The organism is Cognatishimia sp. F0-27 (assembly GCF_020667845.1).
In the GTDB taxonomy this organism is placed as follows: domain Bacteria; phylum Pseudomonadota; class Alphaproteobacteria; order Rhodobacterales; family Rhodobacteraceae; genus JAFMPQ01.
Genome location: NZ_JAFMPQ010000016.1, coordinates 17,956 through 37,679 on the forward strand (window position 1 = coordinate 17,956; position 19,724 = coordinate 37,679).

General features: G+C 61.3%; 16 protein-coding genes. 3 read left to right on the forward strand and 13 right to left on the reverse strand.

The features are described 5' to 3' along the window. A complete protein-coding gene (locus J1C49_RS10315) occupies positions 1 to 1,254 on the forward strand; it encodes a DNA polymerase IV (protein WP_227445742.1) in 1,254 nt (417 codons plus the stop codon). A gap of 131 nt (positions 1,255 to 1,385) precedes the next feature. On the opposite strand, the gene J1C49_RS10320 is transcribed toward J1C49_RS10315, so the two are convergent. The 6 genes from J1C49_RS10320 to J1C49_RS10345 form a co-directional block, all read right to left on the reverse strand. Then, the gene (locus tag J1C49_RS10320; RefSeq protein ID WP_227445743.1) at positions 1,386 to 1,703 is read right to left on the reverse strand and encodes a DUF3775 domain-containing protein; all 318 of its coding nucleotides are present in this window, start codon (positions 1,701 to 1,703) and stop codon (positions 1,386 to 1,388) included. 157 nt (positions 1,704 to 1,860) lie between these two features. Beyond that, on the reverse strand, positions 1,861 to 2,592 hold the full coding sequence (locus tag J1C49_RS10325) for an SDR family NAD(P)-dependent oxidoreductase (protein WP_227445744.1): 732 nt from the start codon (positions 2,590 to 2,592) through the stop codon (positions 1,861 to 1,863). A gap of 132 nt (positions 2,593 to 2,724) precedes the next feature. Continuing rightward, complete coding sequence (locus J1C49_RS10330) at positions 2,725 to 3,291, reverse strand: DUF3833 family protein (RefSeq protein WP_227445745.1); 567 nt, start codon at positions 3,289 to 3,291, stop codon at positions 2,725 to 2,727. Next, complete coding sequence (locus J1C49_RS10335; protein WP_227445746.1) at positions 3,291 to 4,517, reverse strand: MFS transporter; 1,227 nt, start codon at positions 4,515 to 4,517, stop codon at positions 3,291 to 3,293. The genes J1C49_RS10330 and J1C49_RS10335 overlap by 1 nt, the downstream gene beginning before the upstream one ends. Positions 4,518 to 4,539: 22 nt before the next feature. Further along, positions 4,540 to 5,298: a DUF1365 domain-containing protein gene (locus tag J1C49_RS10340; RefSeq protein ID WP_227445747.1), complete on the reverse strand. Its 759-nt coding sequence runs from the start codon at positions 5,296 to 5,298 to the stop codon at positions 4,540 to 4,542. Positions 5,299 to 5,302: 4 nt separating this feature from the next. After that, positions 5,303 to 6,598 (reverse strand): NAD(P)/FAD-dependent oxidoreductase, encoded by a 1,296-nt coding sequence (locus J1C49_RS10345; protein WP_227445748.1) that lies wholly within the window; start codon positions 6,596 to 6,598, stop codon positions 5,303 to 5,305. 287 nt (positions 6,599 to 6,885) lie between these two features. Here J1C49_RS10345 and J1C49_RS10350 point away from each other — a divergent pair, with 287 nt between their 5' ends. Beyond that, positions 6,886 to 7,410: a sigma-70 family RNA polymerase sigma factor gene (locus J1C49_RS10350; protein WP_227445813.1), complete on the forward strand. Its 525-nt coding sequence runs from the start codon at positions 6,886 to 6,888 to the stop codon at positions 7,408 to 7,410. A gap of 69 nt (positions 7,411 to 7,479) precedes the next feature. Beyond that, entirely contained in the window at positions 7,480 to 8,145 is a 666-nt protein-coding gene (locus tag J1C49_RS10355) for a ChrR family anti-sigma-E factor (protein WP_227445749.1), read from the forward strand. A 123-nt stretch (positions 8,146 to 8,268) separates the two neighbouring features. Here J1C49_RS10355 and J1C49_RS10360 read toward each other — a convergent pair whose 3' ends face one another. From J1C49_RS10360 to mutL, 7 genes are all read right to left on the reverse strand, one after another. Further along, positions 8,269 to 9,267 (reverse strand): GNAT family N-acetyltransferase, encoded by a 999-nt coding sequence (locus tag J1C49_RS10360; RefSeq protein ID WP_227445750.1) that lies wholly within the window; start codon positions 9,265 to 9,267, stop codon positions 8,269 to 8,271. Between the two features lie 167 nt (positions 9,268 to 9,434). Continuing rightward, on the reverse strand, positions 9,435 to 11,174 hold the full coding sequence (gene lpdA, locus J1C49_RS10365; RefSeq protein ID WP_227445751.1) for a dihydrolipoyl dehydrogenase: 1,740 nt from the start codon (positions 11,172 to 11,174) through the stop codon (positions 9,435 to 9,437). A gap of 15 nt (positions 11,175 to 11,189) precedes the next feature. Beyond that, positions 11,190 to 12,464, reverse strand: coding sequence for a dihydrolipoyllysine-residue acetyltransferase (aceF, locus tag J1C49_RS10370; protein WP_227445752.1), 1,275 nt, complete (start codon positions 12,462 to 12,464; stop codon positions 11,190 to 11,192). A 24-nt stretch (positions 12,465 to 12,488) separates the two neighbouring features. After that, the gene (aceE, locus tag J1C49_RS10375; RefSeq protein WP_227445753.1) at positions 12,489 to 15,146 is read right to left on the reverse strand and encodes a pyruvate dehydrogenase (acetyl-transferring), homodimeric type; all 2,658 of its coding nucleotides are present in this window, start codon (positions 15,144 to 15,146) and stop codon (positions 12,489 to 12,491) included. Between the two features lie 310 nt (positions 15,147 to 15,456). Beyond that, a complete protein-coding gene (locus J1C49_RS10380) occupies positions 15,457 to 16,386 on the reverse strand; it encodes an ornithine cyclodeaminase family protein (protein WP_227445754.1) in 930 nt (309 codons plus the stop codon). A gap of 3 nt (positions 16,387 to 16,389) precedes the next feature. Further along, positions 16,390 to 17,571, reverse strand: coding sequence for a DNA recombination protein RmuC (locus tag J1C49_RS10385; RefSeq protein ID WP_227445755.1), 1,182 nt, complete (start codon positions 17,569 to 17,571; stop codon positions 16,390 to 16,392). Next, positions 17,568 to 19,430 carry a DNA mismatch repair endonuclease MutL gene (gene mutL, locus J1C49_RS10390; protein ID WP_227445756.1) on the reverse strand — a complete coding sequence of 621 codons (1,863 nt, stop codon included), beginning with the start codon at positions 19,428 to 19,430 and terminating at the stop codon, positions 17,568 to 17,570. The genes J1C49_RS10385 and mutL overlap by 4 nt, the downstream gene beginning before the upstream one ends. Between the last annotated feature and the right edge of the window lie 294 nt (positions 19,431 to 19,724).

Genomic DNA, 19,724 nt, shown 5'->3' on the forward strand with positions numbered 1-19,724 from the left:
ATGCCGTCCCTGTGCCGCGACTGTCTCACCCGTTTCGACAAGGGCACACGATGCCCCGCCTGTCGGCGTCCGCGCATCATCACCCATGACGAGCTTGAAACACTCTCCATAGCGCATATGGATTGCGATGCGTTCTACGCAAGCGTTGAAAAGCGCGACAATCCCGCGCTTGCAGACAAACCGGTGATCATTGGCGGCGGTCGGCGCGGCGTCGTCTCCACCGCATGTTACATCGCGCGGATCAAGGGCGTGCGCTCCGCGATGCCCATGTTCAAGGCGCTGCAACTCTGCCCAGATGCGGTGATCGTTCGCCCACGGTTCGAGGCCTATACCGAAGCCTCCCGAGCCATTCGCGCGATGATGGAAGAGCTGACACCGGCCATTGAGCCTTTGTCGCTCGATGAAGCGTTCATGGATCTGACAGGCACGGAGCGACTCCATGGCGCGCCGCCCGCAGTGATGCTGGCGCGCTTGATAAAGCGTATGAAGGCAGAGCTTGGTCTGACCGGGTCAATCGGCCTGTCACACAACAAGTTTCTCGCCAAGATTGCTTCCGATCTCGACAAACCGCGCGGTTTTTCGATTATCGGCAAGGCGGAGACCGAGAGTTTTCTTCGCCCCCGACCTGTGCGGTTGATCTGGGGCGTGGGGGCGGCAGCGCAGGAACAGCTTGACCGCGCTGGCATTCGAACCTTTGACGATCTTCTGCGCTGGGACAGACAAGACCTGATTGCACGCTTTGGCGGGATGGGAGACCGGCTTTGGCACCTCGCGCGGGGCGAAGACCGACGGCGCGTTACCCGCAATGCACCGATGAAATCCATCTCCAATGAAACCACTTTCAGCGACGATACCAACGATCCGGACATTCTCGACGGGCACCTGTGGCGCATGGCCGAAAAGGTGGCCGACCGCGCCAAGGCAAAGGGGCTTGCGGGGCGTGTCGTGACGCTCAAACTCAAGAAATCGGATTTCGCGCTGATTTCCAGACGCCTCTCGCTGGGCGATGCGACGCAGATCGCAGACCGGATCTATCGGGTTGCGCGCGGTCTTTTTGATCAGGTGCCAACCGGACAGGCTTACCGGCTGTTGGGTGTCGGTCTTTCCGATCTCGTGTCTGAGGATCAGGCGGATCGCGCCGGCGATCTACTGGATCCCAACGCGGAAAGCCGCGCCAAGGCGGAACGGGCAACCGATGCGATCCGGAAGCGATTTGGCGAGGACGCCATCCTCAAGGGCCGCGCCCTTCGGTGATGCAGCGGCGACCCTTCAGGATGCCCTTGGCACACCTGCCCGCGACGCGCCCCGCCTGTCAACGGATCCCCGCAGAACACCGGGCACCGAACCCGCGAGCCCCGTGACAACGCTGGGCGCGGCGCAGGGGCTTACAGGACCTCGTTTTCCTCTTCGGAAACGTCGTAGCCCAGAGCCTCGAGACCGGCTTCGAGATTATCGGACAGGTGGGGTGTGCCAATCAGGTAATCAGCCGTCGGGGTCGAAGCCTCTCGATAAGCGGTTTCATACGCTTCCGCATAGTCTTCTGCCTCGAACGCACCGCGTCCGACCCACATCACAGCCACCAAAGCAGCTTGCGCTTCTTCATCCATTCGGTCGATGAATGCACGCAGCTCCCCCTCCGCGCGTCCCAGCTCTCGCGCCATCACGATCACGGCGGCGACTTGCCTTGGTGAGATTTTTTCCATTGCGACCTCCCGGTTCAAGTTTCTCCCACCCTGAACCTGTCTGAGCAATGTGACTTTGATCTTGCGCAAACCACGCATCGATCTTGGCCATTGAGCGGATTGGCTCTCGAAACAGGCGCCGCGTTCCGCCGGCACCAAGCAAACCTTGTGATGACCGTCAGGCAAACAGGCGGTAGTAGAGCCAGTCCGGAAGAAACTGGCTGCCCCGGAACAGCAGACCGAACGCGGTCGGGAATGACTTCTTGAAGGTGCTGCCGCTCAGATGTTCGAAATAGACCCGGGCTGCCTCTTCGGGTTCCATGATGAACGGCATCTTGAAATCGTTCTTGTCGGTCAGACGGGTCTTGATGAAACCGGGATTGACCAGCTGCACATCGATCTCTGTCTTGTGCAGATCCGCATAAAGAGATTCCGCAAGAACCATCACACCAGCCTTCGAGGCGGTGTAAGGCGCCGCGTTGGGCAAACCACGGAAGCCCGACAGAGACCCGGTCAGCACGATATGCCCGGTGCCGCGCTCAACGAATTTCGGGACAACGGCCCCCATGAGACGCATCGCGCCGGTGAAATTGATATCGGCCATAGCATTCGCCTTTTCGGGATCCCACTCGGACGCGCCGAAGGGCCAATACACCCCGGCCATCTGGATAACCCCGTCGATGTCGCCGATGTCATCGGCAACCCTCGAGACAGCGGCAGCATCCGTCACATCAAGCGGCGCAATCCGCGCCCGGCCGGGAAGCTTGTCGGCCAGCGCCTGCAACTTGTCTTCGGATCGCGCCGAGAGGACAAGCTCGACTCCGGAACGGCTCATCCTCTCCGCAAGCGCCTCGCCCAGACCTTCGGATGCTCCAACCAACCAGTATCGTTTGCCGTTCCATTGTCTCACAGGTGTCTCCTTTGCCGCTGGGGCCTTCTCAAACCGTGGCAGAGCGGGCGTCCCCGTCGCCGCCCCTCTCTGCTTGCGCAGCGCGGGCCGTCTCCGCCCTGCCCCGCGCTTGTGACACAAACGCGCCGTGCGCTAGACCGGTTCCTCGCGGCGCATGGTTGCAACCAGCTCGGCCACCTTGATCCCGAACTTCCGGAACTGGCTTCGATTCACAATCGTCCCGTTTGGCGCAAGATACATCCAATCGACCGTATCAAGAATATGCCCGCCCGCGTCGTCAGGCAGGCGGATTCGGTAGCACAGCCGCAAGGACGGTCCGGCCTGTTCCCCGGCCCCTTCACCCACCACGTCGGGTGCGGTTGCCACGACCCGTCCGTCATTTCCAAGGACGAGAGTCCATTCACGATCCTGAACCGATCCGTCATCATAAGTGAACCGCTCCGTCATCACACCCTTGTTGCCTTCCCAGCGCGCATCGAACTCGCCGACAAACCGGGAAGACACGCGGCCAAGCGGACCATAGATCACACCTTCACATATGATCGGACCGTTCAGGTGCCGCGGCAGGTCGAGCGCCTCTCCTGGCGCGTTTGCGTAATCCTGCGGCCTTTGACCAAGGAACGCCGCATAGCGCACCCGCAGGTATCCCAAAATCAGCATCATGACGGCGCCGATGACAATGTAATAGAGGGCTTCCATCACAGATCCTCCTCTTTGATAGGGGTGGCGACCAAAAGCAGGATCGCCACGAGTTTCAACGCCAGGGGAACCCCGGCGTACAAGGCCGTCAGCGCCGCACGCGCCGAGGCCGGGTTATCTGTTCCACTCGCGTAACCCTGCCACTCCAGCAGCGGCAGGAGCACAACGGCCGCAAAAGCCAGCGTGACCTTCGAGACGAAAGACCACAGCGCAAATCCCTCTGCCGCGTTGGGCGCAACCCGCGCCATTCGGGCCGAGAACATCGCAGGCAACAGGGTGAGGTCGGCGCCCATGGCCATTCCCGACCCGACACAAACCAGCGCGAACCAGACAACGTCACCCGGTCCCAGAAACAAGGCACCGGAAAAGGTCACAACAGCCAGCGCCATGGCCCCGAGCAACACGGTCCGAGCGCCCCAGCGCTCTGCCAACATGCCCCAGACCGGGGCTGCCAGCGCTGCCGACAGGAAGAACAGCAGCAAAAGCGGCCCTTCCCAACCCGACGCCTCAAGCCGCCCCTCCACGAAGAACAGGAACAGCGTCGAAGACACCGCCACGGGCGCCGCGTTGATCAGTGCAATCAGCAGGAAACGCCTTGCCAGACCATCCCGCAGAACGGGCCCGAACCCGGTCTGTGGCAGGTCCGCCGAAAGCGACCACTCGCGCTGCATCAACACAATGGCCAGGACCACCACCGCTGCAAATACCAGCGCATAACCAACAAACGGCGGCACACCGACCGCTTCCAGAGCGTTTGGAGCCAAGGACGCCAGGCACACGCCGATCAAGGCGCCGCCCTCGCGCCAGCGCGCAAGGCGCAGATGGCCCTCGCCGGACATGGTCTGAGCCTTGGCAACACCCGTCGAGTAGAAGGCGATGTTCAGAAACGAAAAGCTCGAGAACACCAAGGTAAGCGTGATGGCGAACCACCAAATGGGTTCCATCGGTGGCGCCACAGCGAACAGCCCGATCATGCCGAGCGCCATGGTCGCGCCGCCAATGGTCACGGCAACACCCCGCCGCCCCTCAAGCCCGCCGGCAATCCGGCCAAAGAGCGGATCCTGGATCACGTCGAACAAGCGCAAAACGAAGAGGACAGAGCCCAGCGCCGCGAGACTCACACCATACGTGTCCACGTAAACCTTGGGAGCATGAATGTAGATGGGCAGCCCTGCGGCCGCCAGGATCCCTGCAAAAACCGCATACGCCCCGAGGCGTTCCGTCACTCTATGCGGCCCTCCCGATCTGTCATTGTGTCACGTCCTCCATCGGGGGCTCCGGACGGGTCCGGTAGCGGGCACCCTTGAACCACAGCTTCAGCGCCTGCCAATGGATCAGCGCAAGCACGCGACGTGCCCCGAACGGGCGGAGGATCAAGGAGCGCAGCACGGAGCCTGTGGTCATTTCCCGGCGGGCACCGCAAAGCGTGGCAATCAGGCCGCCCTTGGAAGAGGAGTAATCGATCCAGATGCCGATCCGGTCCTCGGAGATATCAAAGCGAAACTGGTAGCCGCCCTCAACCGGTTGAAAAGGCGACACATGAAAGATCTTCTGCGCCACCATCCGATCACTCGGCACTATTTCCGACCGGTCCGGCTTCACACAAAGGTAGGAATGCCTGTCCCCGAACGTGTTCGTGACCTCGGCAATGACCGCGATCAGCTTGTTGTCGGCCGTGTAGCCCAGCCAGAAGGAGACCGGGTTGAACACATGCCCGAACATGCGCGGCTGCGCGAGAAGCATCAACGGGCCATCGGCACGGATCTGGTGCGCCTCGAGAACCTCCCGCGCCCAACCGGCCCCGCGACCCTTGCCCGGCATGCCGCCGTGATCGACATCGTGCAGCGATGTGACATTGCCCTTGTTGCGCGAGAAAAGCCGCGGCACGCGCGGATCGGTGTCCTCTGCATCGAGCATGACGAAGTCAACGGAATAGCGGAATGCATTCCCGATGGCGCCCTTGCGCCCGTGATAGGTGTGCCCTGCGATATGATCGACGCTGCTCATGGGATCATGCCGCCTCGACCATCACGGCGTCACGCGCGCGGATGGCATCTACCACGTCGACCGCGCTCGAAAGCCCGTCTTCGTGGAAGCCGTTTTTCATCCACGCACCACAGAACCACGTGTTATGGGTGCCATTGCTCGCGGCAACAAGCTTTTGACCTTCGAGGGCAGCCAGATCGTAGACCGGGTGGCGCAGAACCGTCTCGTCATAGATCAGCTCTTCGCGGATCGGGCGATTGGAGTTCAAAGTCACGAACATCGGGTCGTCTTTGGGGATGGGCTGGAGACAATTCATCCAATAGGTCAGGTCGATGGTATTCATCGCGCCCTGCGGCGCCTCGACGTAGTTCCACGAGGACCAGCACACCTTGCGCTTGGGCATGATCGCTTCATCCGCGTGCAAGACGACCTTGTTCGGCTGATAGCGGACGGCGCCCAGCGCACCGCGCTCGACCGGTGTGGCATCGGCCAGCATGCGCAGGCTGTCGTCGGAATGGGTGGCAAAGATAACGTCGTCAAACGTATCCCAGGCGCCCTGCGCCTTGATTGAAACCTTGCCGGGCTCCCGACGAACCGTCTCGACCGGCGCTCCAAGCCGGAGCTTCGTCCCCTGCTTGCGCATCGCGGCTTCAAGCCGGGAGACATACTGCACCGAACCGCCGTCAACCGTGTACCATTGATGCTGGCCGCTATGATGTAACAAGGCATGGTTCTCGAAGAACTGGATCAGTGCGTGTGCCGGGAAATCCAGGATCTTGGATGTCGGCGTCGACCAGATCGCACCGGAGAGCGGCAAGAGGTAATAGTCACGGAACCACGGGCCTGTGCCCAGCTTTTCCAGAAAGTCACCAAGGCTCAGGGTGCGATCCTGCGCACGGTCGAGCGCATGTTTGTTGAAATGGAAAATGTCGCGGACCATCCGCAAGAAGCGCGGATCGACCGCGTTGCGCTTCTGGGCAAAGAGCGCACCCAGCGTGCGCAAGCCATATTCCATCTGTCCGCCGTTGAGAGAGGCGGAGAAGCTCATGTCCGATTTCACCACCGGCACATCGAGGGCCTCGAACAGGCGCGCCATGTGAGGATAGTTGGCGTAGTTGAACACGATGAACCCCGTATCCACCGGCTGATCACCGCGTTTGCCGGCGACCTTGGTGCGGGCGTGACCGCCGAGACGGGGCTCTGCTTCAAAGAGCGTGACGTCGTGATCGTCCCCGAGCATGTGCGCCGCTCCCATCCCCGAAATTCCGGCCCCGATGATGGCGATCCGTCTTGGCGCTGCTGCGCGGGCTTCAAATGGCATCGTAAAGTCGTCCCTACTTGTCTTTTCTCTAATGTTTACGAGCCAGACCCCGCGCTGGATGAGTTTCATCCCCCGAAATTGTTGGGAAAAATATTTTTGATCCGATACGGTTCAGAGAACGTAACTCTCATATGTTTGGACATGCATCTCCGGTCGATAGCTCCGATGGGCACACAGCGCCCACAGCGCAGCTCCCGCGCCATATCGAGACCTTGTTTGAGTCCGGCAGAAAGAAAAGTGTGGACTTGCAGAGAAAGACCCACCCTAAAGACCCGTTGTCTGAAAACATGATCGAGGCGCTCATCCGCATTCGCGACAATCGCGATCAGGATGCCTTTGTGACGGTGTTCCGGCACTTTGCGCCAAGGGTAAAGGCGTTCCTCATGCGGTCCGGTGCGGATGCGACACTGGCCGAGGAATGCGTGCAGGAAGTGATGGCGACGGTCTGGCACAAGGCCGCGCAGTTCGATCCATCCCGTGCGTCGGTTTCGACGTGGATCTTCACCATCGCGCGCAACAAGAAAATCGACGTTTTGCGCAAGCAGCGTCGCCCCGAACCCGAGGACCTGCCGTGGGGACCGGAGTCGGAGCCTGATCAAGCCGAGGCACTCGGCCTGCAACAGGAAAGCGAAAAATTGGGTGCCGCAATCGCGGCATTGCCGCAAAAACAGAGGGACCTGATCGAAAAGGCCTATTTTGGCGATCTGAGCCAGTCAGAAATCGCCGAACAGACCGGCCTGCCGCTCGGGACCATAAAATCAAGAATACGTTTGGCGCTCGATCGATTGCGACACGCCATGGACGCCACCTGACGACCCAATACACGTCGTGCCCCCTCACGACGCTAAACCAGACACCCCAGGATACCCGTAGTTACACCCATGTCAGACAAGAGACCAAACACCATTACACACCATCTCACAGATGAGCTGCTACTCGGCTATTCCGCAGGCACGCTGCCGGAAGCCGTGAACCTGATCGTCGCGACCCATGTCTCGTTATGCGATGACTGTCGTGCAGCGGTTGAAGCCTATGACGCGCTGGGCGGCGCCACGATGGACCATCTTGAAACAGTCGATGTTTCGGATGCGTGCCTTGATGGTGCGCTCGACCTGATCCGCAATGGCGCGTGGGCCGCACCGGACCGGCCGCTTGTCCCACAGGACTCCGTGCTGCCGCAGCCGCTTCGCGACTATGTCGGCGGCTCGATCGAAGACGTCAAATGGCGCCCCGTGGGCATGGGGGTGAAACAAGCCATCCTGCCGACGACGTCGGATGCCTCCGCACGGTTGCTCTATATCCCGGCGGGCACGGCGGTGCCGGACCATTCACATGGCGGTATGGAACTGACACTTGTGCTAAAGGGCGCTTTCTCTGACGAAGATGGAACCTTTGCACGAGGCGATATCGAGGTCGCGCACGAGGATATGCATCACACTCCGGTGGCCGACATATCGGAAGACTGCATTTGCCTCGCGGTGACTGATGCACCTCTGAAATTCAAGGGTCTCCTGCCCCGCATTGCCCAGCGCTTCGTCGGCATCTGACGGGCGCTCGCGGAACGAGGTAACAGACAGTCGCCCCACCGGGGCGCCTCAGTCCCCTACGACTGCGCGGTTGGGGAGGTCACTCGATCACGCCTCAAACCCGGCAGACCGCCTCCCTCGGACTCAGGCCCGCTTGATCCACCAGGTCAGAGCCTTGTGATATCCCGCTCGCTCGAGAACCGCGCGCTTCGAGCGCCATCCGGCGGGACACACAACCATCGCCACCCGCATGTTCCGCGTCTGCAAGGCGCGCTCTGCCGCCCGCAGCAGCGCGCTGGACGCGGCGCCTTGATTTGCCAGCGCCTGCGCATCATGCATTTCGGCGTGGTACCAATCGTCGATGATCCCTGTTGCGCTGATCTCGTGACCGGCAGGCAGATGCAAAGCTGTTGCCGGTTGCGCGATGCTGTACCCATCGCCCTTATCGGCGACGAACATATCGCGATCCGGCAAGGTGAGGCTCTTGGTCATCCACGCGCCAAAGCGTGCATCGGCGTCGGGATGCGGCTTCCAGAACGCGTCGATCGCAAAAAGTGTCTCGCGGTTCTCTGCGCTGGCACGCACGAGACCCGGCACATCGCTTTCGCGCGCATGTCGCACGTCAATGCCCGGAGCCGACAGGTCCGACATCTCTTTCGGGTAGTAATGCGTGAGAGCCGCGTAGCCGCGACGGCCCATGTCCACAGCCCATGCGCCAGCCGGAACAGAGGAACCAAGAATAATCCGCGCCCCGGCATCCGCCAAAGCCACCTCGACTGCGTCGAGCAAAGCCATGCGCACATCGCCGCCAACGCCTTGAGCAATTGCGCAATCTTCCATGATCAAACCCGGCATGCCCTGTTCGCCCGCATAGATCGGCGGAACAGGCAACAGGATCGCGTGGGCCACACCGAGGATCTTGCCCTCGGCGCCCTGCCGCTCTGCCACCAGCCAAAAATGGCGGACGGGCGAACCGTCCGGGTGAAGCGCCGTCCGCAAATTTGCTTCGATCCGGACGCCGGCATCGGCGGCGGCGGACCAAAGCGCTCCATCGAGCGCCTCCCGCTGCCGCACATCCTCTGTCAACAGCGGCACCAACACCGGAATATCATCCCGCGTCGCGGGTCGAATGGTCATCGCCATAGGAAAAGCTCCCCAAAAAGTCGGCACAGGCTACTGCTCTTTCCGCAACGATGCGCGCCCTATTCCACGACCCGCAAAAAAAGGCCGCCCGCTCGGGCGACCTTTTTAAGTGATGCGAGGCGTTCGGGTGATGCTGCTGCCTCACCAAAACGCGATTGGCAAACCGCTTAGGCTTTTTTCTTTTTTGGCGGCATCAGGTCGGTGATTGTGCCTTCGAACATTTCAGCAGCAAAGTTCACCGTCTCTGACAGTGTCGGGTGGGGGTGAATGGTGTGACCGAGATCCACAGCATCAGCGCCCATCTCGATCGCCAGCGCGGCTTCGGAGATCAAATCCCCCGCGTTTGTGCCAACGATACAGGCCCCGATCACCCGGTCATCCGCCGGATCAAAGAGCAGCTTGGTCATGCCCTCGCTGCGACCGTTGGACAGGCTCCGCCCGGAGGCCGCCCAAGGGAACACACCTTTTTCGTACTTGATACCCTTCGCCTTGGCCTCCGTCTCCGTAAGACCGCACCACGCCACTTCCGGATCCGTATAGGCTACGGACGGGATCAGCTTTGCATCGAAATAGCGCTTGTGTCCGGCGCAGACCTCGGCGGCCACCTTCCCTTCATGCACCGCCTTGTGCGCCAGCATCGGTTGGCCGACCACGTCGCCAATGGCAAAGATATGCGGCACACCGGTCCGCTGCTGGTTGTCCACGGCGATAAAGCCGCGGTCATCCACAGCCACACCGGCCTTGTCGGCGTCGATCAGCTTGCCGTTGGGTTTGCGGCCCACGGCAACAAGCACCTTGTCGAACATATCGGAGAAACTTTCTCCCTTGTCGTCCTCGAACGTCACTTTGAGCCCATCGTCATTGGCCTCGACCGCCGTGACCTTGGTCTTGAGGAAGATGTTCTCATACCGGCCCTTGATGCGGTTCATCAACGGCTTCACGAGATCCTTGTCGGCGCCCGGAATGATCTGATCCATCAGTTCGACGACAGTGATCTTGGAGCCGAGCGCATCATAGACGCAGGCCATCTCGAGCCCGATGATTCCGCCACCAAGGACCAGCATCCGCTCGGGGATGTCCTTGAGCTCAAGCGCGCCGGTGCTGTCGATCACGCGGGGGTCGTCATGCGGAATGAACGGCAACGCAACAGGCTCGGATCCCGCGGCGATGATGCATTGATCGAAGCTCACGGTCTTTTTGCCGTCGGGCCCGTCCACTTCGATCATGTTCGGTCCGGTGAACTTCCCGAAACCCCGAACGACTTCGACCTTGCGGCCCTTCGAGAGGCCGGAAAGGCCACCCGTCAGCTGGCTGACGACACCATCCTTGAAGCTGCGCAGCTCGTCGAGATCGATTTCCGGTTTGCCAAAGCTGATGCCGTGACCGGCCATTTCCTCGGCTTCGGTGATGACCTTGGCTACGTGAAGAAGTGCCTTTGACGGGATGCAGCCCACGTTGAGACAGACACCGCCAAGCGTGCCGTATTTCTCGATCAACACGGTCTTCTTGCCAAGATCGGCGGCCCGGAACGCCGCGGTGTAGCCTCCAGGACCGGAACCCAGAACAACAACTTCCGCATGCACGTCACCGGGTCCGGACGCAGTGCCCGTGGCCGCAACAGTCTGCGGCGCGGCGGGTGCCTCTTCGGCCCCTTGCGCGGCCGCCTCGGCAGGCGCGTCCGCCGCTTCGATTTCAGCGATCACCGTGCCTTCAGAGACCTTGTCTCCCTCAGAGACGGTGATCCTTGTGATCTTCCCGGCGGCGGGCGACGGCACTTCCATCGTCGCCTTGTCGGATTCCAGCTCGATCAGCGGGTCTTCCTCGGCAACGGTGTCGCCAACGGAAACGAGGATTGAGACAACGGGCACATCGGTGAAATCACCGATATCGGGAACCTTGATATCCATGTGTCTAAGCTCCCTTTACCACATCAACTTGCGCATATCGCCGAGCAGCGTCTTGAGCGTCACGCAGAAGCGCGCGGCCAAGGCACCATCAACGGCACGGTGATCGTAAGACAAGGACAGCGGCTGCATCAGACGCGGCACGAATTCCTCGCCATTCCAGACCGGGGCCATCTTCGAGCGAGTCAGACCGAGGATCGCCACTTCCGGCGCGTTCACGATGGGCGTGAAGCTTGTTCCGCCGATCCCGCCCAGCGAGGAAATGGTGAAGGTCGCGCCCTGCATATCCTTGGACTTGAGGTTGCCCTCGCGCGCCGCCTTGGACAGCGTCATCAGCTCCTTGGAAATCTCGACGAGGCCCTTGCGATCCGCGTCCTTGATCACCGGAACCATCAGGCCGTTCGGCGTATCGGCGGCAAAGCCGATGTTGTAGAAATCCTTCTTGATCAGCTTGTCGCCATCGGGGTGGATCGAGCTGTTGAATTCCCAATGCTGCTTCAGAGCAGAGACGCTGGCCTTGATGACAAAGGAGAGCAGCGTGACGCGGTACCCCTCTTCCTTGGCCTGCGTGTCCATCTCCTTGCGATACTTGTCGAGCTCGGTGATGTCCGCCTCGTCATTATGCGTGACATGCGGAATGTTGAGCCAGGAGCGGTGCAGCGCGGGACCGGAGATCTTCTTGATGCGGGGCATCTCGATCTCTTCGATCGGTCCGAACTTGGAGAAGTCCACGGCGGGGATCGGCGGGATCCCCATGCCACCCGAAACAGCACCACCGGCGGCAGCAACGGGGACAGACTGGGTCTTGAGCGCTTTCTCGACATCTTCGCGCAGGATCCGCCCCTTGCGCCCCGTGCCGTTGACCGTGTTCAGGTCGATCTCGACCCGGCGCGCAAAAGCCCGGACGGAAGGCGAAGCGTGCGCTTTCGAGAAACCGGTATCCGTCTTGGATGCCGGCGCGGGAGCGGGAGCCGGAGCCGCAGCAGTCGCGGCAGCCGGTGCGCTTTCTGCCTTTGGCGCTGGCGCTTCTTCTTTTGGCGCGTCGGCGGCAGCACCGCCCGACGCTTCGATGATCAACAACACCGAGCCTTCGGACACGCTGTCCCCTTCGGAAACCTTGATTTCCTTGACAGTGCCGGCATGGGACGACGGCACCTCCATGGTTGCCTTGTCGCTCTCGAGTTCGACGATCGGATCCTCTTCGGCAATCGTATCGCCTACGGCAACCAGGATCGAGACCACCGGCACGTCGGAGAAATCGCCGATATCGGGAACTTTAACTTCAGTCGTCATAACGTTTTTGTCCTCTCGTTCCGCTTATACGATGCGCGGATTCGGCTTGCCGCCGTCGATGTCGTATTTCTTCATGGCTGCCTCAAGGTCCTTGTCGCTGACCGCACCCTCGCGCCAGAGATCGACCATGGCGGCCGCTGCGATGTGATTGGCATCCACCTCGAAGAAGCGCCGCAGGTTCACCCGGCTGTCCGAGCGGCCGAAGCCGTCCGTCCCGAGCACCGTGTAGCGACCGGGCACAAAGGCGCGGATCTGCTCGGCGTAGTTCTTCATGTAGTCCGTCGCCGCGATGATCGGCCCTTTCGCGCTCCTGAGCGTTTCCGTGACATAGGGAATGCGCTCTTCGGCAAACGGGTTGAGCCGGTTGTGACGCGCCGCGTCCTGGCCGTCGCGCGCCAGTTCGTTGAACGACGTCGCAGACCAGATATCCGAGGTGACACCAAAGTCCTCCTTCAGCATCTCCGCGGCCATCATCGCCTGAACGAGTATCGTGCCGGAGCCCATCAGGTTGACGTGCTTCTTGCCCGGACGGTTCGTCTTTTGCATCCGGTAAAGACCCTTGACGATACCCTCTTCGGCGCCCATCGGCATGGCCGGATGGGCATAGTTCTCGTTCATCAGGGTCAGGTAGAAATAAACGTCCTCCTGATCCGCGAACATCCGCTTCAGACCGTGCTGGACGATCACCGCCACCTCGTAGGAGAAAGTTGGGTCATAGCTGATGCAGTTCGGGATCGTCCCGGCAAGAATGTGGCTGTGGCCATCCTCGTGCTGGAGCCCCTCGCCGTTCAGCGTCGTGCGCCCGGCCGTCCCGCCCAGCATGAACCCGCGCGCACGGCTGTCGCCGGCCGCCCAGGCCAGGTCGCCGATGCGCTGGAAGCCGAACATCGAGTAGTAGATGTAGAACGGCACCATCGGCACGCCGTGGTTCGAATAGGAGGTTGCCGCCGCAATCCAGTCCGCCATAGCGCCCGCTTCGTTGATGCCTTCCTGGAGAACCTGGCCGTCCTTGCTCTCCTTGTAATACATCATCTGGTCGCGGTCTTGCGGCGTGTAGGTCTGACCCAGAGGGTTGTAGATCCCGACCGAGCGGAACAGCCCCTCCATCCCGAAGGTCCGGCTTTCGTCGGGCACGATGGGCACCACTTGCTTGCCGATCTTCTTGTCCCGCAGCAGCGTTGTGAGGATCCGCACGAAAGCCATCGTGGTGGAAATCTCGCGGTCGCCGGTGCTTTCGAGCTGTCCCTTGAACGCCTCGAGCGGCGGGACTTCCAGCGACGGTGAATCCGTGAACCGCTTCGGGAAGGCACCACCAAGCTCCTTGCGCCGCTCCGCAAGATACGCCTTCTGCGCGTTGTTGAGCGAGACGAAAGGCACATCCTTCTCAAGCTCTTCGTCGGTAACGGGGATCTGGAACCGGTCCCGCATTGCCTTGAGCTGATCGAACTGCATCTTCTTTTGCTGGTGGGTCGTGTTCTGGCCTTCGCCAGCCGTGCCCATGCCGTAGCCCTTGACCGTCTTGACCAGCAGAACCGTGGGCTGGTTCTCAGCCTTGGTCGCCCGCAGGAACGCGTTGTAGACCTTCTTGGGATCATGGCCGCCACGGCGCAGCGCCCAGATCTGATCGTCCGTCCAGTCCTTCACGAGTTCGGCGGTCTCGGGGTATTTGCCAAAGAAATGCTCGCGGATATAGGCGCCGTCCTTCGACTTGAAGGTCTGGTAGTCGCCATCGATGGTCTCGTCCATCAACTGGCGCAGCTTGCCGGAGGTGTCCTGCTCAAGCAGGTCATCCCAGCCACGGCCCCACATCAGTTTGATCACGTCCCAACCCGCACCGCGGAAATCGCCCTCAAGCTCCTGAACGATCTTGGAATTGCCGCGCACCGGCCCGTCGAGACGCTGAAGGTTGCAGTTGACCACAAAGATCAGGTTGTCGAGCCCCTCGCGTGCGGCAAGCGCGATGGCACCGAGCGATTCCGGCTCGTCCATCTCGCCATCGCCGAGGAAGGCCCACACCTTGCGGTCGCCCGCATCGATCAGGCCGCGGTTGTGCATGTATTTCATGAACCGCGCCTGATAGATCGCCATGAGCGGGCCAAGCCCCATCGAGACGGTGGGAAACTGCCAGTAATCGGGCATCAGCCAAGGATGCGGATAGCTTGACAGACCGCCGCCCGCGACCTCGGAGCGGAAATTCTTGAGTTCTTCTTCCGAAATCCGGCCCTCCATGAAGGAGCGCGCATAGATCCCCGGAACCACATGGCCCTGAAAGAACACGAGATCGCCACCGTGGATCGCCGACTTGGACCGCCAGAAATGGTTCAGCCCGACATCATAAAGCGCGGCAGAGGAAGCAAAGCTGGCGATATGCCCGCCGTATTCGCTTGATTCCTTGTTGCGCTTGACCACCGTGGCCATCGCGTTCCAGCGATTGATTGTCCGGATCCGCCATTCCATGTCCTTGTCGCCGGGGATCTCGACCTCGTCATCCGGCGATATCGTGTTCTGATACGGCGTGGTTGCCGAGAACGGCAGCTTGGCCCCGGCGGCACGCGCCCGCTGAACGGCCTTGTCGAGGAGGAAATGCGCGCGGTCGGCACCGTCACGCTCGATCACGTCCTCGATCGCATCCTGCCATTCTTGGGATTCGGTTGGATCAATATCCGGCGAGTTGTCTTTCATAGGCCCTCTTCCCTTGGTGCACCGCGTCGGGTGCCTTGTCTCTGGACGCCGTGCGGCGCAGAAAATTTGTTTAGCTCTAAACGACCCTTCAGCGAGTCCAATGCGTCAGATGGTCTTACCCGCCCACGCGCATCGGTTCGCTGTCAGGTCAGCGTTAGCGCGGCGTTTAGCACGGCATATGACGCCGCGGCAGACGACTCCGCGCATATCCTCCATGCGTAGAGTGCATGGCAGATTGTTCACATTTAAACATTGTTACTTCCCCCCCCCTATCTTGCATCGGCGTCTGCCGTGCCTTCCCGACAACGCCTCAACCGTTGCCGTGTTCCAACTTGCGCCAGACCTGCGCTGACAAGGCGAAATCACCAACGGCAATTCCACGGAAGAAAAAGCCGCGTGGCGCGGGGGATGGCGAAACCCCCGAGGCGGCAATGTCTGTCAGGTCTGCAGCAATCCGGTCTTCGGTGACCAGCGGATCCGGCATCGACAATTCCTGCTCCCGGTCATCAACGGCAATGGTGCCGAAAGCGTCGAAACTCTCGCGGATCCAAGGCTTTCCCGCATCGGTGACCACGGCGAGAGCCCCCGGTTTGAGCCAGCGCGCATCGAGAAATGGCGCGCCGTCATATGTGATCGTGATGGTGGACACCACGATATCGGCGCCGTCGAGCGCGGATCGCGGGTCTGGCGACACCTCAAATCCAAGGCCCATCTGCGCCGCAAGCGCACCGAGCGTGTCGATATTCGCCTGCCCCCTCCCCAGCGCGCGCACCGTCTTCAGCGGAAAGAGTGTCGCAAAGAATTCCAGATGGCTGCGCGCCTGCACGCCACAGCCGACAAGTGTGATAACGGACGCGTCCGGCTCTGCCAGTGCCTGCGCCGCAACCGCGCTGAGGGCCGGCGTGCGCATCGCCGTGATCCATTCGGCATCGAGCACCGCGCGGCACAGTCCGGTCGTCACATCCATGACCATGATCGCCCCGGTGATCGTCGGCAAGCCGCGTTCAGGGTTGTCCGGGCAAACCGTCACCGCCTTGACAACCGACAGCCCGTCCGACGCCGAGAGCGTTGTCATCATGTAGCGCCCGTCACCGGGTTGGATCACGGATTTCGGCGTCGTGACAAGCCGACCCTCGCCCTTGGCCACCAAGGCATCGCGGATCGCCGCGATGATGTCGGCAGGGGTCAATCCCAATGCGGTCATCTGGTCATCAGACAGGACGCGCGGGGCAAAGGGCATGGGCTATTCTCCGGGTTCGGTCACCCGCCTCGTCGACGCGGGACTCGGGGCAGGATCACCCGGAAGTTCCGCAAAGTCAAAATTATCCAGACGCAGCGCCCGTTTGCCTACCTTGTCACTGCTGATCTTGATTTCCTCGATGTCGCGGGCCGCCTGATTGAAGTGGCGATCAAGATTTGCAACGCGCCCCGCCAGCCGCTCGACATCGGAATAGAGCATCTGCAATTCGGTGCGAATTGCACCCGCCTGCTCGCGCATCCGTGCATCCTTGAGGATTGCGCGCATCGTGTTGAGGGTCGCCATGCAGGTGGTGGGAGACACGATCCAGACACGCGCATTGAAGCCCTCGCGGACAACATCGCTGAAATTCGCATGCAACTCGGCGTAGACCGCCTCGGATGGCAAAAAGAGGAGCGCACTGTCGGCGGTCTCGCCCTCGACGATATAGCGCTCTGATATATCGCGGATATGTTTGCGCAGGCTCAGGCGGAGCATCTGCGCGGCGCGCTTCGCGCTTTCACTGTCCTCCGCACGGCGCAGCGCTTCATAAGCTTCCAGCGGGAACTTGGCATCAATGGCAATCGAGCCGGGCGGGTTGGGCAAATGAACGAGGCAATCGACGCGCCGCCCGTTCGACAGGGTCACCTGCAAGCTGTAGCTGTCCGCCGGCAGCGCTTTTGTGACGATGTCATTGAGCTGGATCTCTCCAAATGCTCCGCGTGTCTGCTTGTTCGACAGGATATCCTGAAGGCTCAGAACGTCGCCGGAGAGCCGCGTGATGTTCTGCTGCGCGTGATCGATGACCTGCAACCGTTCCTGTAATTCGCCGAGGCTCTTGGCGGTGCGCCGCGCCGATCCCTGAAGGCTTTCGCCCATCCGTTCCTGAACTTCGGCAAGCCGCGCTTCCATCAATTGCAACATGGCGGTTTGCGATTTCGCCTGCGCTTCGGAAACGTGGTGCAGCCCCCCGGCAAGCCTCTCCTGGCCGGCGCCGAGCGCCTCGACGCGCTGACCGAGCTTGCCCATCTGCCAAGCGAGCGGTTCCGTGATACGGGCTGAGCGCCCCGCGGCGCGCACCGCGACAACGAGCAACACAAGGATCAAGAGAACGACTCCTGCCCCGCCGATTGCCAGAAGCGTCAGCGGATCGTCGAGCTCCAGAACCAGATCACCGATCTGAATCATGTGCGTCCGAAGAGCCGCTCGATATCGCTCAGTTTGAGTTCGACATAGGTCGGACGCCCATGGTTGCACTGTCCCGAATGCGGGGTTGCCTCCATCTCACGCAGGAGCGCATTCATCTCGTCGCCCCGCATCCGTCGTCCGGACCGGATGGACCCGTGACAGGCAACACGGCTGAGAATCGCTTCGATCTTCTCCTGAACAAGCTGGCTTGAGCCGAAATCGCCCAATTCATCGAGCACATCGCGCAAAAGCGCGGTCGCGTTGATCTCTCCAAGGATCGCGGGGGTTTCGCGCACGGCTATGGCCCCGCCCCCAAATGCCTCGATCACAAGGCCCATCTGCGCAAGCGAATCCGCGATCCCGAGCAACCGGTCCCGATCATCGGGTGACAACTCGACGATCTCCGGAATCAGCAGCGCCTGCGCCGCGACACCGTTTTGGGCCATCTGGCGTTTGAGTTTTTCATACACCAGCCGCTCATGCGCCGCGTGCTGGTCCACGATCACCACGCCATCAGCAGTCTGCGCAATGATGTAATTCTCGTGCACTTGCCCCCGCGCCGCTCCAAGGGGCAGCGCTTCTTGCCCCAAAGCGGCGGGCGCCCCCTGCTCTTCTGCTCCGGGTCTCAGGTCCGGTTCGGGATCGAGCAGGCGACCAGAAAACGACTCGGCGAGCTCTGCAAAACCCGGATCCGGGGCCTGCGCGGCATAAGCTGCGCGGCGCGCATCCCGTGACGGGCGGTCCATTTGGTAAACCCGCGGCGCCGTCGGTTCGGGCCGCATGGCGCCAAGGGTTGCCTGCGCCACCGTGGAGGAGGCGCGATGTCCGGCCTGCGCCAAAGCATGCCTCAACCCGGTGACGATCAGGCCCCGGACGATACCAGGATCACGAAACCGCACCTGGGACTTGGCCGGATGGACATTCACATCGACGAGGTGCGGGTCACAATCGACGAAAAGCGCCACTGCCGGATGCCGGTCGCGGCTCAGGAAATCCGCATAAGCGCCCCGCAAAGCGCCCAACAGCAAGCGGTCCTGCACAGGGCGGCCATTCACGAAAAGGAACTGCGCCACGGCAGCCCCCCTCGAATAGGTCGGCAAACCCGCATAACCCGTGAGCCGAAAACCGTCGCGCTCCGCATCAATCGGCACGGCGTTCTCGACAAAGCTCGCGCCCATGACATGCCCAAGACGCGCGCGCAACGCATCGAACAGGTCGCCGCTCTCGGGTTCTGTGCGAAAGCGCAACTTGTCCTCGCCGCCGGAAACATCCCGGAGCGTGAACCCGATGGATGGCTCCGCCATTGCCAGCCGCTTTACGGTTTCGGTGATCGCCTGTGTCTCTGCCCGGTTGCTGCGCAGGAATTTCAGCCGCGCAGGTGTTGCAAAGAACAGGTCCCGAAGCGTGACCACCGTTCCGCCATTGAGCGCGCAGGGCCGCGGCGCGGAATGCTCTCCGCCGGACACGGACAGGCTCACGCCCTCATGCCCGCGCGCGCGGCTCTGGATCGTCAGGCGTCCGACCGCACCGAGCGAGGGCAGCGCCTCGCCCCGAAATCCGAAGGAATGGATATTGAGCAGATCGGAACCATCGATCTTGGAAGTCGCGTGCCGCGACAGGGCCAACGGGAGGTCCGCCTCCGTCATCCCGCACCCGTCATCCGTCACGCGGATCAGCGTCTTGCCCCCGTCGGCGATCTCGACCGCAATGCGCCGCGCACCAGCATCAACAGCGTTCTCGACCAGTTCCTTGACAGCGGAAGCAGGGCGCTCAACGACTTCCCCAGCCGCGATCCGATTGATGGCGGCATCGTCAAGCTGTCGGATCTGAGGCCGCATGTTGAGGTCAGGAGCGTTCATGCCACAAGACCTAGCACCACATCGGCGATTCTGAAATCAGTTTATGCTGGGCGGTCTGTGCGTGTTGCGATCACGCAATCCAACATTCAGAAGCAAGAATTGATCAAAAGTCGAATATCATGCGACAGAAAACTACATTAACATTCTGTGGATAAGTATAGGCAACAGAGGAGACCCGCATGCTCGTGCCCCTTTTGACGTTCGAGACAATCGCTGCAGTCTATGGCGAGCAATTCGCCCGCACATGGTTTAAGCCCTACTCGCCTGTGCGCCGGGCCGAGTAACCCCCCGTAG

Excerpts from the sequence above, each read along its gene's own strand:
- J1C49_RS10315 (WP_227445742.1), top strand. The coding sequence starts at position 1 with ATGCCGTCCCTGTGCCGCGACTGTCTCACCCGTTTCGACAAGGGCACA.
- J1C49_RS10320 (WP_227445743.1), bottom strand. The coding sequence starts at position 1,703 with ATGGAAAAAATCTCACCAAGGCAAGTCGCCGCCGTGATCGTGATGGCG.
- J1C49_RS10330 (WP_227445745.1), bottom strand. The coding sequence starts at position 3,291 with ATGGAAGCCCTCTATTACATTGTCATCGGCGCCGTCATGATGCTGATT.
- J1C49_RS10340 (WP_227445747.1), bottom strand. The coding sequence starts at position 5,298 with ATGAGCAGCGTCGATCATATCGCAGGGCACACCTATCACGGGCGCAAG.
- J1C49_RS10345 (WP_227445748.1), bottom strand. The coding sequence starts at position 6,598 with ATGCCATTTGAAGCCCGCGCAGCAGCGCCAAGACGGATCGCCATCATC.
- J1C49_RS10350 (WP_227445813.1), top strand. The coding sequence starts at position 6,886 with ATGATCGAGGCGCTCATCCGCATTCGCGACAATCGCGATCAGGATGCC.
- J1C49_RS10355 (WP_227445749.1), top strand. The coding sequence starts at position 7,480 with ATGTCAGACAAGAGACCAAACACCATTACACACCATCTCACAGATGAG.
- J1C49_RS10360 (WP_227445750.1), bottom strand. The coding sequence starts at position 9,267 with ATGGCGATGACCATTCGACCCGCGACGCGGGATGATATTCCGGTGTTG.
- lpdA (WP_227445751.1), bottom strand. The coding sequence starts at position 11,174 with ATGGATATCAAGGTTCCCGATATCGGTGATTTCACCGATGTGCCCGTT.
- aceF (WP_227445752.1), bottom strand. The coding sequence starts at position 12,464 with ATGACGACTGAAGTTAAAGTTCCCGATATCGGCGATTTCTCCGACGTG.
- aceE (WP_227445753.1), bottom strand. The coding sequence starts at position 15,146 with ATGAAAGACAACTCGCCGGATATTGATCCAACCGAATCCCAAGAATGG.
- J1C49_RS10380 (WP_227445754.1), bottom strand. The coding sequence starts at position 16,386 with ATGCCCTTTGCCCCGCGCGTCCTGTCTGATGACCAGATGACCGCATTG.
- J1C49_RS10385 (WP_227445755.1), bottom strand. The coding sequence starts at position 17,571 with ATGATTCAGATCGGTGATCTGGTTCTGGAGCTCGACGATCCGCTGACG.
- mutL (WP_227445756.1), bottom strand. The coding sequence starts at position 19,430 with ATGAACGCTCCTGACCTCAACATGCGGCCTCAGATCCGACAGCTTGAC.